Origin of the sequence: Wolbachia endosymbiont (group A) of Nomada flava, assembly GCF_964027055.1 — a bacterium.
Classification (GTDB): domain Bacteria; phylum Pseudomonadota; class Alphaproteobacteria; order Rickettsiales; family Anaplasmataceae; genus Wolbachia; species Wolbachia pipientis.
In genome coordinates, this window is sequence record NZ_OZ034725.1 from 1,148,024 (window position 1) to 1,163,399 (window position 15,376).

At 36.1% G+C, this 15,376-nt stretch carries 13 protein-coding genes and 2 tRNA genes; 12 read left to right on the forward strand and 3 right to left on the reverse strand.

Annotated features, from left to right (window positions below):
* The first annotated feature begins 2 nt into the window (after window positions 1-2).
* The 4 genes from AAGD70_RS06000 to dapA all read left to right on the forward strand — a co-directional run bounded on the left by AAGD70_RS06000 (window position 3) and on the right by dapA (window position 2,436).
* The gene (locus tag AAGD70_RS06000; RefSeq protein ID WP_065094808.1) at window positions 3-818 is read left to right on the forward strand and encodes a hypothetical protein; all 816 of its coding nucleotides are present in this window, start codon (window positions 3-5) and stop codon (window positions 816-818) included.
* A 13-nt stretch (window positions 819-831) separates the two neighbouring features.
* Window positions 832-905, forward strand: a tRNA-Arg gene (locus AAGD70_RS06005).
* Window positions 906-972: 67 nt separating this feature from the next.
* Window positions 973-1,455, forward strand: a complete 483-nt coding sequence (gene ssb, locus AAGD70_RS06010) for a single-stranded DNA-binding protein (RefSeq protein ID WP_010082448.1) — start codon at window positions 973-975, stop codon at window positions 1,453-1,455.
* A 9-nt stretch (window positions 1,456-1,464) separates the two neighbouring features.
* Entirely contained in the window at window positions 1,465-2,436 is a 972-nt protein-coding gene (dapA, locus tag AAGD70_RS06015) for a 4-hydroxy-tetrahydrodipicolinate synthase (protein WP_065094801.1), read from the forward strand.
* A gap of 396 nt (window positions 2,437-2,832) precedes the next feature.
* Here the strand turns inward: dapA and ligA are convergent, their stop codons facing one another.
* A complete protein-coding gene (ligA, locus tag AAGD70_RS06020; protein ID WP_065094802.1) occupies window positions 2,833-4,830 on the reverse strand; it encodes an NAD-dependent DNA ligase LigA in 1,998 nt (665 codons plus the stop codon).
* A gap of 214 nt (window positions 4,831-5,044) precedes the next feature.
* Here ligA and gltX point away from each other — a divergent pair, with 214 nt between their 5' ends.
* Window positions 5,045-6,367: a glutamate--tRNA ligase gene (gene gltX / locus AAGD70_RS06025; RefSeq protein ID WP_065094803.1), complete on the forward strand. Its 1,323-nt coding sequence runs from the start codon at window positions 5,045-5,047 to the stop codon at window positions 6,365-6,367.
* 237 nt (window positions 6,368-6,604) lie between these two features.
* On the opposite strand, the gene AAGD70_RS06030 is transcribed toward gltX, so the two are convergent.
* Window positions 6,605-6,751, reverse strand: a complete 147-nt coding sequence (locus tag AAGD70_RS06030; protein WP_156518127.1) for a hypothetical protein — start codon at window positions 6,749-6,751, stop codon at window positions 6,605-6,607.
* 565 nt (window positions 6,752-7,316) lie between these two features.
* Here AAGD70_RS06030 and dnaE point away from each other — a divergent pair.
* The 7 genes from dnaE (at window position 7,317) to AAGD70_RS06065 (ending at window position 13,906) form a co-directional block, all read left to right on the forward strand.
* Window positions 7,317-10,646: a DNA polymerase III subunit alpha gene (dnaE, locus tag AAGD70_RS06035; RefSeq protein WP_065095296.1), complete on the forward strand. Its 3,330-nt coding sequence runs from the start codon at window positions 7,317-7,319 to the stop codon at window positions 10,644-10,646.
* A gap of 48 nt (window positions 10,647-10,694) precedes the next feature.
* Entirely contained in the window at window positions 10,695-11,468 is a 774-nt protein-coding gene (locus AAGD70_RS06040; protein ID WP_065094495.1) for a 30S ribosomal protein S6, read from the forward strand.
* The gene (rpsR, locus tag AAGD70_RS06045; RefSeq protein ID WP_007548890.1) at window positions 11,468-11,743 is read left to right on the forward strand and encodes a 30S ribosomal protein S18; all 276 of its coding nucleotides are present in this window, start codon (window positions 11,468-11,470) and stop codon (window positions 11,741-11,743) included. The genes AAGD70_RS06040 and rpsR overlap by 1 nt, the downstream gene beginning before the upstream one ends.
* Window positions 11,744-11,750: 7 nt before the next feature.
* On the forward strand, window positions 11,751-12,305 hold the full coding sequence (gene rplI / locus AAGD70_RS06050) for a 50S ribosomal protein L9 (protein WP_006279792.1): 555 nt from the start codon (window positions 11,751-11,753) through the stop codon (window positions 12,303-12,305).
* 6 nt (window positions 12,306-12,311) lie between these two features.
* Window positions 12,312-12,545 carry a hypothetical protein gene (locus AAGD70_RS06055; protein WP_082941378.1) on the forward strand — a complete coding sequence of 78 codons (234 nt, stop codon included), beginning with the start codon at window positions 12,312-12,314 and terminating at the stop codon, window positions 12,543-12,545.
* A complete protein-coding gene (purB, locus tag AAGD70_RS06060) occupies window positions 12,542-13,834 on the forward strand; it encodes an adenylosuccinate lyase (RefSeq protein ID WP_012673216.1) in 1,293 nt (430 codons plus the stop codon). Before AAGD70_RS06055 ends, purB begins: the two co-directional genes overlap by 4 nt.
* Window positions 13,834-13,906: transfer RNA gene (locus tag AAGD70_RS06065), tRNA-Met, on the forward strand. Before purB ends, AAGD70_RS06065 begins: the two co-directional genes overlap by 1 nt.
* Before the next feature lie 170 nt (window positions 13,907-14,076).
* Here the strand turns inward: AAGD70_RS06065 and AAGD70_RS06070 are convergent.
* Complete coding sequence (locus AAGD70_RS06070) at window positions 14,077-15,363, reverse strand: iron-containing alcohol dehydrogenase (RefSeq protein ID WP_065094494.1); 1,287 nt, start codon at window positions 15,361-15,363, stop codon at window positions 14,077-14,079.
* Window positions 15,364-15,376: the final 13 nt, after the last annotated feature.

Genomic DNA, 15,376 nt, shown 5'->3' on the forward strand with positions numbered 1-15,376 from the left:
TGATGAACATAAAGCTGTTTTTTATTTTTACGCTACTCATTTCCAATGTTAATGCATATTGCAGTTGTGAAGATATCATAGAAAGCATAGAAATTTGTAAGGAGTATTCTTGCCGACAATATATTGGCAATGAAGATTTTATTGAGCATAAAATATTAGGATTAAATAGTGGAAATTTATGCGTATATATAGAAAAACAAGGTAATGATGAAATGGTTTGTCATCATTCTCAGTATGGAATGATGATAGAAAAAAGATATTTTGAAAGTATTCTTAAAGTTGGCAATCAAGAAATCGACGATTTTATTGATATAGCAAATTTGCGTGCAAAAGAGTGTTTCTTTATCAACAATCAAAAACTAAGCTATACAGATCGGGACGATATAATAAGAGAAGCAGTGGAAAGTGACTTTGACGTTTTGTCACAATATAGTAACGTAAAAAGCATTTTTTTTGATGAAGAGCCAGTTAATAGAATGGTCAATGAAATGGAAAAGTTCAATTTACGATCTTCAAGAGCTGTAAAAGAGGAGGTATCAGATAATTTCAACTGTAAGGTAGTGAGTTTAGACTCAATTTTATATCTTTCTCCCGATACATGGAAAATATGGGTAAATGGAAAACTGTTTATAAATACCAAGGATTTAAAAGTGCACTCAGTCACTGAAAATTATGTAACTTTTGTATGGACCGTAGATCAAAAAGCAATAAAAAAGCATGCGAATGATTCTCAAAATGTATATTTTGGATATGGGAGTATTATGTTTACGCTTTATCCAAAACAAAAATTTGACTTGGATGGCTTATCTATTAAATAACTTAAATATATATGCGCTTGTAGCTCAGTTGGATAGAGCGTTGCCCTCCGGAGGCAAAGGCCGTGGGTTCGAATCCCTCCAAGCGCACTTTTAATTAAATTTGACAATAGTATTTTCACATAAGATAATAAAAGGATTTATTTAGAGCATAATTATGTCTGGTGGTACCATAAACAAAGTCATACTAGTTGGTAATTTAGGAAAAGATCCTGAAATTAGGACTACACAAAATGGAAAAGAAATGGCAAGTTTTTCAATAGCCACGTCTGAAAGTTGGACTGACAAACTTTCCGGTATGCGCTCTGAAAAGACAGAGTGGCATAATATCGTAATTTTTAGTGAAGGATTAGTAAAAATCGTCAAAGATTTTGCACGCAAAGGCAGTAAAGTTTATGTTGAAGGTTCTTTGAGAACTAGAAAATGGACTGACCAAAACGGTGGTGAAAGATACACAACAGAGGTGGTTCTATATAATTTTAATAGCGCTCTTACTCTCTTGGATTCACGAAATAGTGCGCCAAATTCTGATTACAAGCCAAGTGAATACAAACAAGGTGAAACAGAACAAAAAGATAAACACGAAAGTTTTGACAACGATATAAAAGATGAACTACTCGACGATGAAATACCATTTTAACAATTTAAATTGAAATCTACATTTTTATGGACTGCTTGTGTTACTCCTTTTAATTGCAATGGGGATAGCATAGATTATAGCAGTTTGCAGCGTTTACTGACAATGCAAGTTAAAGCTGAAAATGGCGTAGTGTTGCTGGGTAGCACAGGTGAGAGCCTATCGCTTACTGATTCTGAAAAACGCGAGTTAGTTGAATTTGTATGTAAGCTAAAATTAAATACAAAAATTATAATTGGCGTACCAGGGGTGAATCTATATCAGGCTCTTGAATGGCTTGATTTTTGCAAGGGTATGCCTATTCACGGCTATCTAATGACAACTCCCATTTATGCAAAGCCCGGAATTATGGGGCAGACTTTATGGTTTGAAAAGCTACTTGAAAGAGCACATGTGCCGGCTATGCTTTATAATATTCCATCAAGAGCAGGAGTGAGTCTCCACGCTGAAACTGTACGCAACTTATCCAGCCATGAAAAATTTTGGGCTATCAAAGATTCCAGTGGCACCGTTGATACTTTAGCTCAGTATAAGAAAGTTGCACCAAATATTGAGGTCTTTTGCGGAGATGATAATATGATATCTGATATGGCCGCTTATGGTGCGGCTGGTCTGGTTTCTGTTGCTGCCAATGTTTGGCCGCGTGTAGCGCATGAATACGTTAAGCAATGTCTGAACGACGAACTCTCTTCACTGTCATTCCAGCGCGTGACGCTGGAATCCAGAAGGAAACCTGCTCAAATGACAGAAAATGACATGAAAAGTTCAACAGATATCTGGCAACAAGCCTGCAAAGCACTATTTATTGCCAGCAACCCAATACCTACTAAAGCACTTTTGCATGATATTGGTCTTATAGAACATCAAACTGTCCGCCTACCGCTCAGCACAGAAGACTTGCCGTCTGTTGATGAGATAAAAAAAGCAACCGAAATAATTCTAAATTTGGAGAAAGTTAATCATTGTTGTCATCCTATGGCTTGACCCACAACTGTACGAACACTGCAATATGGTACGATATCACATAGTAAACGACGTCATGAAGGTAGCTGACACTGGTTCCTTTATGACGGCAGTGCTTGACACTGGGATGGCTTTGTTGCATCGCACCTTATGCGGTAGTAATTTACGATAAATTCATGTAGCCATTTCGAATTTAGCCATACCAATGTCAGTAAATTGATTGTATCTGTTCAGGCAATGGCGTCAACTTAAGGAAAAATATCAGCGATAGTGTATAAAATTTCTCTCTAAATTTTTTATCATTAAATTATCCAAAGAGTGCAATAAACAGCACTTTTGTTTCTGTTTTATTTCAACAAAGAAATCTAAAATGTGTCCTTAAGTTGACGCCATTGCCTGAACGGATACATCCAAGTGTCATTTGAGCACTCCCAAACTTATCACTTTATGCCACTGGTCTTCATCTAAAATTTCTACACCTAATTCCACTGCCTTTTTATATTTGGATCCTGGTTTTTCTCCTGCAATTAGGTAGTCAGTTTTAGCAGAAAGATGTGAGCTGACCTTTGCTCCTAGAGTTTTGGCTCTTACTTTTGCCTCTCCTCTACTCATAGCAAGTAGCCTACCAGTAAACACTATAATTTTATTATTTAAAACAGAGTCACTAGAGTTGGAGCTCGCAGGAAGAATTTGAAGACAAGCAGTAAGATCATTTAACATTTTGATGTTATGTTCCTTAGAAAAAAATGATTCCAAAGATTCAGCCACTTTTTTTCCTATGCCGTCTATACCTACTAGCTCAGTATTATCTGATGACAGTTCAATCATCGAATTATACCAATTATCATAAGAAACATAATAATCTGCGAGCAATTCTGCTGCAACTTGGCCAATAAATCTAATACCTAAAGAAAATATAAACCTATCTAGAGTTATTACCCTTCTGCTTTGTATAGCATTTAATAAATGAGCTATTGATTTCTTGCCCCAACCAGACTGTTCTTCCAGATTAAATTCATCCAATTTTTCTTCTAAAGTAAAAATATCATGGATTTGTTTTATCAGACCAAGGTCGTAAAAAAACTCTATCTGCTTATCACCAAGGCCAACAATGTCAAATGCATCTTTCGATACAAAATGCTTTAGTTTTTCTATTATTTGAGCTTTACAGGCAAATTCCTCAGGACATCTTACTGCCGCCTCTCCCTCAACCTGACGTACTTTACTACCACATTCAGGGCATACTTCAGGAAACACAAATTCAGGTGTATTTGGAAGACGAGAATCTCTGCTTACTTCAACGATCTGGGGAATTACATCCCCTGCTCTTTTGATTGTTACAATATCTCCCTCTCTTATGTCTTTACGTTTTATCTCATCTTGGTTATGCAGACTTGCTCTACTAACTAGCACCCCACCAACATTGACTGGCACTAAATCTGCAACTGGAGTTAAAACCCCTGTTCTGCCCACCTGTATAAATATCTTGTTTAACTTTGTTTTTGCATAAACCGCAGAAAACTTGTATGCAAGTGCTGAGCGCGGTGCTTTGTGAGTATTCCCTAGACGATTTTGTAGTACCAAATCATTTACTTTATAGACTATTCCATCAATATCATAATCCAAGTTATAGCGACAATTATAGATCTCGTTATAGAACTTCAGCATTCCATCCAAACTACTCGTTAAGGACTGATGCTCATTTACGCAAAAACCAAGTGCCTCAAGCTTATTTAGTATTTCACTTTGACTTTTCTCTGCCCCACCAATTAAAGAATAAGCAAAATATCTAAGTGGTCTACTTGCTGTAATGTTTGCATCCAATTGCTTTAGAGAACCAGCGGCTGCATTTCGAGGATTGGCAAATTCATCGTTTTCATTTAACTTTAAAAAGTCGCTGTTACTGATGTATATTTCACCTCTTACTTCTAGTCTTCCTTGCACACCTTGCAAAAACTTAGGAAAGCCTTTTATTGTTGCAACATTGTGAGTGACATCTTCTCCTACAAAACCGTCGCCTCGAGTTGCAGCTTTAACAAATCTTCCATCCTCATAAATTGCAGAAAACGACAACCCATCAATTTTTGGCTCACATAATATCTCTATTTTGTCCTCAATTAAAAACCTCTTTATTTTAGACAAAAATTTCTCTACACCTTGTTCATCATAAGCATTCTCAAGGGAAAGCATAGGTTCTTGATGTTCCACCTTAGAAAACCTCTCATCAGGTGAAGCACCAACACTATCTTGTGTTGCATAAGCTTCTGGAAGTTGTGCCTTTATTTCAGCTAACTTTTTCTTCAGTTCATCATATTCAGCATCACTTATTTCTGGCTTATTTTTTTGGTGATATAAAACATTATGATAATTTATTTGATCTTGTAGTTTTTCTCTCATCTTTTCTAAGTTAGTCATGATACCAATATAATGCTACATTAGCCTTTGTCGTCAAGCTGTGAATTTTCTTGAATTTATCATATGGTCTTAATCCATCAAATATCAAAGGTGCCACAATGCTATAGCCATACTTATTCTTCTCTTGCTCAATTGTATTAGCAGATCTCACTTGCTTTAGCCATATGTTTATATAAAATTAAAATAAATTAGAGTAAACAATATTGCTATTTAAATGCTAACAAGATTCGCTCCAAGCCCAACTGGCTACCTCCACGTAGGAAACGTACGAACTGCTTTGGTTTGTTGGATGTACACACGCAATCAAAATGGAAAATTTTTACTCCGTTTTGATGATACTGACCTTCAGCGTTCAGATGTCAAATATATAAATGATATCATACAAGACTTGAAATGGATTGGCATAGATTGGGATGCAAGTTTCAAGCAATCAGAGCGCTTTGAGCGTTACAATGAGGTGTTTTTGCAGTTAATAAAAGAAGGGCATATTTATGCATGCTATGAAACAAGAGAAGAGTTAGACATTAAACGAAAATTGCAGTTAAAACAAGGACTTCCCCCGGTATATGACAGAAGCGCGTTACTTCTAACTGAGCAAGAGAAAATTCGTTATGAGCAAGAAGGAAGAAGACCACATTTTAGATTTAAATTGGATAGAAATGAAGTTGTTAAATGGAATGATGAAGTTAAAGGTGAAATAAATATTGCAACCAGTAGCGTCAGCGACCCTGTGGTAAAAAGAGAAGATGGAATTTACACATACATGTTACCTTCTGCTATCGATGATGTTGACTTTAATGTAACTCATATTGTACGCGGGGAAGATCATGTAACTAATACCGCAGTTCAGATCCAAATGATTAAAGCATTAAAAGCGAAAATTCCTATGTTTGCTCACCTTTCTCTGCTACATTTTGATGATAGCAAGATATCGAAACGGAAAGGCGGGCTGGATATCAAGTCCATAAGAGAAGATGAGACTGAACCAATGGCGCTAACTAGCTATTTAGCAAAACTTGGAACATCTGATCCGATAGAAGCTCATGTTGACATACAGTCTTTAATTGACTCATTTGATATTAAAAAATTTAGCTCAGCATCTGCACAATTCAGCTTGAGTGAAGTATACAAGCTAAACAGCAAAGTGCTGCAACAAATGCCATTTGAAATGGTGCAAGACCGTTTAAATCAAATTGGAGTGGACTCCTCAGAGTTTTGGTATTTTATAAAGAACAATATAGAAAGGTTTTCTGAGGTGGCTAAGTGGTGGAAAATATGCAAATCTGATATAGAGCCTGTGATTCTTGATAAGGAGCTTATAAAAATCGCGCTCAATACATTGCCTCAAGACGATTATAATGAAAACACATTATCAGAGTGGGTCAAAGCCATTCGACAAACAGTGGATATAAAGGCAAAAAACCTATTTACGCAGTTGCGTTCAGCTTTAACAGGAACAGAAACAGGACCAGAGCTCGCTAAATTATTAATTTTTATCGGCAAAGAAAATATCATTGCAAGGTTAAAAGAAAAGTGAAAACTAAAGAATTATAGCTAATGCAATCCCTACATTATACCGCGATTCATTCGCGGTATCTCTTAGCCGCTAACAAGTAGCGGGATGACGATTGTCAGGGTGTCACTCCAGCGCCCCTATGATGTCATCCGAGTAGCCGACACTGGTTTCCATCCAAGACGGTGTCATTCCAGTGCTTGACACTGGAATCCAGACTTTAATTGTTATACTTGTAAATAATCTGGTGAAAATAAACGTTCATCTCAAAATGCAGTATTTTTGTTGAAATAGCTCAACTGGATCCCAGTGTCTGGGCACTGGGATGACACCATAGGAGGCTACTTGGATGACAAAAAAAGGAGCTCTGGAATGACACCTCTCTTGGGCTCTTTTAGCTACAAACATTAAGAAATTTACCAAATGAAAAAAAAGGCAAAAGAAGCCCTGGGGTTATTATCCGCTTTAAAATATTGGCGTTTTTTATGTTTTAAACGCTTGACAAGCGAAATTCAGCTGCTTTTAATTGCAACTAACCTACGCTGCAAATGTTTAAGAAATTTACTAAGCAGAAAAAAAGACAAAGAATCCCCGAGTTAGCTAGTCTTTTACTATCTCTGTCGAGTATTGGCATTTTTTGATGTCTTGTAACGCTTTATAAGCGCGTTCAGCTTATTTAGATAAAAATCTAGATGTAGATGAAGTTTTGTAAAGACATACAGTATCTATATACTGCAAAAAATTAAACATAAGACGCCGATACATTAAGTAATCCTTACCTTTTAATCTGCAGATTGGCGAAAGCAAATACAATAGCTTCAGTTTCATGATAAGGGGGCTGGCGGAGTTTGTCAAGTAAGTTTTTTGTATTTTAACCTTAGATTTGAGAAATCTTATAGGCTTTTGTTCTCATGAAAATTATGTTCTCATGAGTAAATTAATGTTATCCTTTTTTGTTGATCTAAAGTTTCTTATGTTCATACACTTACGTGTTCACAGTGTTTATTCGCTTCTTGAAAGCTCGGTTAAAATTGAGGAGCTGATCGGCCTTTGTTTGCGAAATAAAATGCCAGCGGTTGCAATTACTGATTCAGGTAATTTATTTGGTTCACTTGAGTTTGCAGAATATGCAGCAAGTAGAGGAATACAGCTAATAATAGGATGCAATATTATAGTAAAACATTCAGAACAAAATTTACCTATATTATTGCTTGCAAAAAATGAGCAAGGATATACTAATTTAGTCACTTTGGTGAGTGAGTCTTTTAGAAAGCGCAAGAATAACAGCGATATTCCTTACGTTGATTTTGATGAGCTATTGAATTTAAGTACGGGTCTGATCGCTTTAACCGGTGGATGTTTGGCTCAACTATTGTTGGGGCAAGATAAAGAAACGGTTGAAAAACTGCTTTCAGCATTCAATGGTCATTTATATGTTGAATTGCAGCGTCATGGGTTGAATAAAGAGCTAGAGCTTGAAGAAGCTTTGATAGACTTTGCTTATCAGCGCAATATACCACTAGTTGCAACGAACGATGTATTTTTTCCAAATAGGTCTGACTATGAGGCTTATGATATATTAACGTGTATATCGGAGGGGAGTTATGCCCTGGAGAATAACAGAAAGAAGTTAACTACCGAGCATTACTTCAAATCTGTGGCAGAAATGGAGGAGCTGTTCAGCGACATTCCCGAAGCAATTCATAACACTTTAGTGATAGCTAAGCGGTGCTCTTACATGCCAAGAAGCAGGCAGCCTATTTTGCCTAAATTTCCTTGTCGAGAAAATAAAACTGAGAATGAAGAACTGAGGGAGCAGGCAGTTGCAGGATTAGAATTCCGTATTGCGAATGAGACAGACATAGACCTTAAACAATACTACGATCGGCTGAATTACGAACTGAGTGTGATAACTTCGATGAACTACGCTGGCTACTTTTTGATAGTTTCTGATTTCATTCGTTGGAGCAAAGCAAATGGCATTCCAGTTGGTCCAGGAAGAGGCTCTGGTGCTGGATCAATTGTTGCTTGGGGCTTGCAGATTACAGACCTTGATCCAATAAAGTTTGGCCTAATATTTGAAAGATTTTTGAATCCTGATCGTGTATCGATGCCTGACTTTGATATCGATTTCTGCCAAGAGAAAAGGGACCTGGTTATTGATTATGTTCAGAAAAAGTACGGTTATGTTGCTCAAATAATCACTTTTGGTAAATTGCAAGCAAGGGCAGTATTGCGTGATGTTGGTAGAGTATTACAAATGCCTTACTCTCAAGTGGATAAAATATCTAAAATGGTTCCATTTAATCCAGTAAATCCTGTAACTTTATCGCAAGCGATAGAGTTTGATCAAAATCTGCAGAAAGAACGGGATAGTGATGAAGTAATTGCAAAGCTCCTTGCTATATCTCTTAAGCTCGAAGGAATATATCGTCACGTTTCAACTCATGCTGCTGGAATTGTAATATGTGATCAAAAGTTGGAAAATTTTGTTCCTGTGTACTACGATCCAAATTCGGCTCTGCCAATCACTCAATACAGCATGAAATATGTGGAAAAAGCTGGGCTAATAAAATTTGATTTTCTTGGACTTGGTACGCTAACGCTAATAGATCATGTGTGTCGTTTAATTAATCGTGATGAAAAAAAGATCGATATTTCTTTAGTTTCTTTGAATGATCAAAAAACCTATGAGATGCTCTCTAGCGGTGATTCAATTGGAGTGTTCCAGCTTGAAAGTTCGGGAATGAGAGAAGCTTTAATCAAGTTAAAACCAGACTGCATCGAGGACATCATCGCTTTAATCTCCCTTTATCGTCCAGGACCTATGGATAACATTCCAACTTATGTTGCAAGAAAACATGGACTTGAAAAGCCAGATTATATTCATCCGTTACTCGAGGAAGTATTAAAAGAGACATTTGGGGTAATAATTTACCAAGAACAAGTGATGGAAATAGCCCGTATTCTTTCCGGGTATAGCTTAGCGGAAGCAGATCTGCTGAGACGTGCTATGGGTAAGAAAATCAAGGAAGAGATGGATAAACAACGTGAACTTTTCATCCAAGGGGCAACGAAGAATGGCGTTGATTATGACAGGGCAAGTTATATTTTTGACCTTGTTGCAAAATTTGCTGGTTATGGGTTCAATAAATCTCATGCTGCAGCATATGCGGTGATATCTTATCAAACGGCTTACCTTAAAGCTAATTATCCATTAGAATTTTTTACAGCACTAATGAATCTGAATATTGATGATAGAGATAAACTGAATTTATTTTATCATGCAGCAAAGTTTAGTGGCGTTACCGTTCTTCCACCTGATATAAACAAGTCTCAAGCTGAATTTTCAATAGAGGATGAACGCATACGTTATGGTATTGCTGCCTTGAGGAATGTTGGTTTTTCTATAGCGGAAGGAATAGTGAACGTACGTTCAAGCGCTTGTAAGGACATATGGGAATTCATTCAAAATTCAGGTCATACAATAAATAAGAGAGCGCTAGAAAGCCTGATTAAATCCGGAGCATTCGATAGCGTGCATAAGAACAGAAAGCAGCTATATGAGTCAATGGACACGCTGATTTACTTTGCAAATAAAAACAAACAGGATAGAGAATCAAGTCAAGCTGCTTTGTTTGGTAGTCTTGATGTCCTCAAACCGAAACTTGAGAATGTGGAAGATTTTGATGAAGAGGAAAAATTAGAACATGAGTTATTTTCACTAGGATTTTATTTAACTAATCATCCGCTTGAAAAATTTAGAACTCTTCTGGAAAAGTTAAATATTGGGTTTATCGGAGAAAATAGAACAGCAAAAACTGCTGGGGTAATATTAAATACACGTATGAGAACTTCAGAGCGTGGAAGGTTTGTTATCCTCACACTTTCTGATCCCCATAACGTTTCTGAAATAGCATTCTATAATAATGAAATAATAGAAGAAAAAAGAGATTTATTTTCACCAGGAACATTTGTGATAATTGATCTTGAAGCTTCGGAAAATACAACAAGATTGGCAGGCAAAAATATATCTGAGTTTACAAAAAGAATCACTTCTACAATAAAAGAATTAGTTCTCACCACTGAGTGCACGGATTCGCAAAAAGCCGCTATGGAATTAAACACAATATTGAAAGATGAAGGCAGAACCAAAATAATGCTAAAACTTCTTCTCGAAAAACATAAAGTGAGCATCTTATTACCAGGTGCATACTCAATTGCTCCTCAAGTAATTTATGAAATATCTAACTTAAGCTGGATTAAAGGCGTAGAAATTAATACAAATAACTTGCTTATATAAAAAAGCTTTATATAATGAAATATTTAATCGGTATTAAAGGAAGATATAGTGAATCTTTATGAATTTACTTTTATAACACAACAAGGATTATTACAGCAAGAAGTAGAGGAGATGGTCCAAGAGCTAGCTGTTTCATTGAAAAATATTAAAGCAGATGTTATGTTCCAGCAAATCAGGGATATTCTGAAAAAAGGAAATGACAAGCTTACAACACAAGAGTTAGAAGTGCGTGCTGAAAACATTAAAGAAGGTCTAGTTGCTTACTCTGATTTCTTGGAAGATCTTACAAAAATTTTATGGGTTGAATTGGAAGAAGATCTTTCAAATTTGAAAGAAGTGAAGTCAAAAATCGATAAAGAGTTGAAAGATGACCTAAAAGATTTAGGAATAACGCAAGATTTTACAAAATTTCTAGGAGGCAGTACTAAAAGTGCGTTTATCCATAACGCAGTAAATGCTTTGAAGAGAAATATTTCAGAACATCTAATAAAGATTTTTCAAGATATTTTGAAAGATTTTAGAATAAACGGTCCAACTCAATCGAGCAAAGCGTTGGAAATGCTTTTGAAAAACATTGAAGCATCAGGATTAATCAAGTATGAACATTGGGGTCTTTTGGATTTTGCATATCACAAAAATAAAATGAAGAGCGGTCATTATTGTATAATGTGCATAAGTTCTACTGCAAGCATTCTGGATGAATTTATGCGTAGAATGAAACTTAATGAGAACGTTATTCGCCACTTTCCTGTGCAGGTTGATAAAATTTTTGAAGGTAAATCTCATATGATGAATAAACAAATTGAGGAGCAAAGCGCATAATGATGAAAAGACGAAATAGTTTTAATAATTCTTACGTATCTGTAAATAATAGGACTGGCTTTAGGCGTTCTAAAGTTTGCCCTCTTGCTGCGTCTAAAGATGAAGACATAGATTATAAGAATATAGATTTATTATCCAAGTTTACCTCTGACTATGGTAGGATATTACCTAGAAGGTTAACAGGCGTATGTGCAAAAAAACAAAGGAAGTTACGCTTAGCGATCATAAGGGCACGTTTTTTAGCTCTTATTCCTTACTGTACTAAAAAAGTTTAGGTAATTTATGTTGATAATTTTAAAGGAAAATATAAGGACTTTAGGTAAGCTTGGTGAAGTTGTCAAAGTTAAACCAGGTTATGCACGTAATTTTCTTTTTCCACAAAGAAAAGCGGTGAAAGCTACCAAGGAAAATTTAACAAAGCTAGAGGAGCAACGTTTATTACTGGAAGAAGAGAATATAAAAAGATTAAATGTAGCAAAAGAGCTTGCATTGTCACTACATGATAAGTTTGTGGTATTGATAAAGCAAGCTTCAGAGGATGGTAAAATTTTTGGTTCTGTAACAACACGTGAAATTGCGAAAATTTTACTACAAGAAGGACATGTGATAGATCACCGTAGTTTATCTTTTGGTGGAGTAAGCATCAAAAACTTGGGTGAATACCAAGTAAACGTAGAATTACATAGTGAAGTAGTAGTACCAATTACTATATACGTCGTGAAATCCGAAACAGATGCAAATGAGCTAAGGCAAGTAAAATTGCAAAATCAGAAGTCTGAGCAACAAGAGGCAGAGCAAGATGCGAATAAAGAAGCTACTGATGGTGATGATAGCTGATCAAAGATGATCCCTTGTTATAGTCGTAAAGAAATGTCTGCCATGGCTAAGCTGATGTCATCCCAGTGCTCCCCTCATGTCATCCCAGTGCGTGACACTGGGATCCAGTTTATTTCATCATGGACATTATTTTATGCTTCTAGAATCCGTTGTCCATTGAATAATTTGCAAATACTTTTATACCTGGATTCCAGTGTCACGCACTGGAATGACACCATTATTGGAATAAATCAAAAATGATTCCCCGCTATAGCAGAAAAGAAATGTCTTCCATTTGGGAGGAAAATAATAAATTTAATATATGGCTTAAAATAGAAAAATTAGCGTGTGAAGCTCAAGCAAAGTTAGGAGTGATTCCGAATAATATTGCTGAGAACCTCTCTGGTGCTATTGAATTTGATGTTGAATGTATCAACGAAATTGAATCCATTGTAAAACATGATGTTATAGCTTTTCTGACATATATTGCTAAAAAAGCGGGAGTTGATGTTCGTTATCTTCATTATGGAATGACAAGTTCTGATGTTTTGGATACATGCCTTGCGGTGCAACTGAAAGAGTCCTGTGATATTTTGCTCGAGAATCTAAAAAATTTACTTGCAGCATTGAAAAAAAAAGCTGAGGACTATAAAGATATTGTTTGTGTTGGACGCAGTCACGGAATGCATGCAGAACCAACAACTCTTGGAATAAAATTTGCCAGATTTTATGCTGAATTTAAACGCAATTATCAGAGATTAATTAGCGCGCAAAAAGAAATCTCAATTTGTAAAATATCAGGTGCAGTAGGTAATTTTGCAAATGTTGATCCGTTTGTTGAAGAATATGTAGCGAAAGAAATAGGACTCATACCTGAAATCATATCGTCTCAAGTCATTCCTCGTGATAGACATGCTATGTTCTTTTCAGTTTTGGGAGTGATTGCAAGCTCAATAGAAAATGTTGCTGTTGAAATTCGTCATTTGCAAAGAACTGAAATCGGCGAAATTTCTGAGCATTTTTCCACTGGGCAGAAGGGAAGCTCTGCTATGCCACACAAATGTAATCCTATTTTAAGTGAAAATCTGACTGGACTCTCACGTTTAATACGCAGTTATGTTTTTCCTGCGTTAGAAAATGTTGCATTGTGGCACGAACGTGATATATCACACTCGTCTGTGGAAAGATGCATTGCTCCTGATGCTTGTATAACAATGGATTTTGCTTTAGTGCGATTAACAGATTTGATAGATAAATTGGTGATCAATAAGGAAAACATTGAAAAGAACTTAAATTCTTCAAAAGGTTTAGTTTTCTCACAGCGTGTATTGCTTGAGTTAGTAAATAGTGGTTTGGCGAGGGAAGAGGCGTATAAAATTGTTCAGAGCAATGCAATGAAAGTGAAACAAAACAACAGTGATTTTCTGGCCGAATTGAAACAAGATAAACCCTTACTTAAGGTTATTAACTCGGAAAAACTTGAATCTTTGTTTGATTTGAAGTATTATACGAAACATATAGATCGTGTGTATAATAAGGTTTTTAATTAGGCTGAGTAGCTCAGTTGGTAGAGCAGGAGGATCATAATCTCTTGGTCGGGGGTTCAAGTCCCTCCTCAGCCACTCGAACTAAACTATGTTTAGCAAAGCAGTGCTATTGGTGAAACCCAGTGTCAGTTACTTGGAATGAGTTGTATATCCACTCAGGTGAGGAGACAATGGATAAGAGATTGTGAAAAGGGTTTAGCTTTTGGCCTATGATCTCTTTAAATGACAGAATTTCACTACAAAACTTAACTTTCTTCTATGCAGTTAGCTAAGTCAAGAAAGGTGAATCTATCTCTTGTTGTAAACGCAAGATCGACCACTTTACAATATTGTTCTTTATTCCAACTGAGGTGCTCTGGTAAGTGTGGAATTGATAGATCTTCAAATATTTTTTGCAGGTGTTTTGCAGGTAGTAAATTTTGCTTAATTAAACTGGAAATATTATGCCATTCTTTACAAATAATCTCTTGGATTTTTTGCTGCATAATTTGCTTCTGTTCAAAAGTTCTTACAAATTCGATATTATCAAAGCACTGAGTTATATGTTTTACATCTAAAGTGGTCGGTTTGATAATCGGGTTTTGTATTGATAATATCTTTTCCTGCAAATTAGCCATGGTAATCGTCGTAACAGCAATTTTTTCGCCATGTAGTAAGGAATGATCTCTTGTTACCATTTCCATTGCGTGAGCTATCATATGCTCTCCTTGGCTTGCAGAATAGCTGCCTTTTGATATTACCATTCCAAGTCCTGAAATTAGTAGAACTTCCATAAGTAATAGGACCACTTTTCTACTTCTTTTAGTAAGCGCCGTATACTCTCTTAGCAAAATTTGCTCCAAATCGCGAACAAGTGTAAAAGGTAATTCATTGTATTCTGTGCCAAGCAACAAATGAGATAGTAGCCAGTCAGCCTGAACTGTTGAACGACAAATGAAATCTGCAAATCCGCTTAATGTGAGACGCAGTGGTGCATTGGCAAGTATGTCTATATCTATATATACTGCTCTTGGAAGATGTGCTTTGAACGATTTTTTATATCCATTTACTAATATTGAAGCATTTGCAGAGGTATATCCATTCATAGAAGCGGCTGTTGGGAACGATATATAATCTTTTTTCTCGAGGTAGCTTGCATATTTGCAGATATCGTTAACAGTGCCGCTACCAAATGCAACTATTAAGTCACTGTCTTTTGCTTTGTTTCTAACTAGATTTACGGTTTCAAGAGAGGCAGCTCTGCTTGGTGTCATGCAAGTAGCTGACACTGGGATCCAGGAAAACAACTTATGGATTCCAGTGTCACGCGCTGGAATGACAGGTGGAGGTGGAGCTGGAATAATTAAGTTAGGAATTTTATTAAGTACGTTTTTGTTTAAAAGTTTTGCTGTATTTTTATCTGCAACTAGAAAGACGTCATTTCCGTGTCGTGTGCATATTTCATAGATATCATCAGCAAGGTAGTAATCTGTTATTACTTCCCTTAGAAAAGTTTGTTCGGTTTGATGTAATATTTGTTTTAAATAGTGCATAGAGTGTTTACAA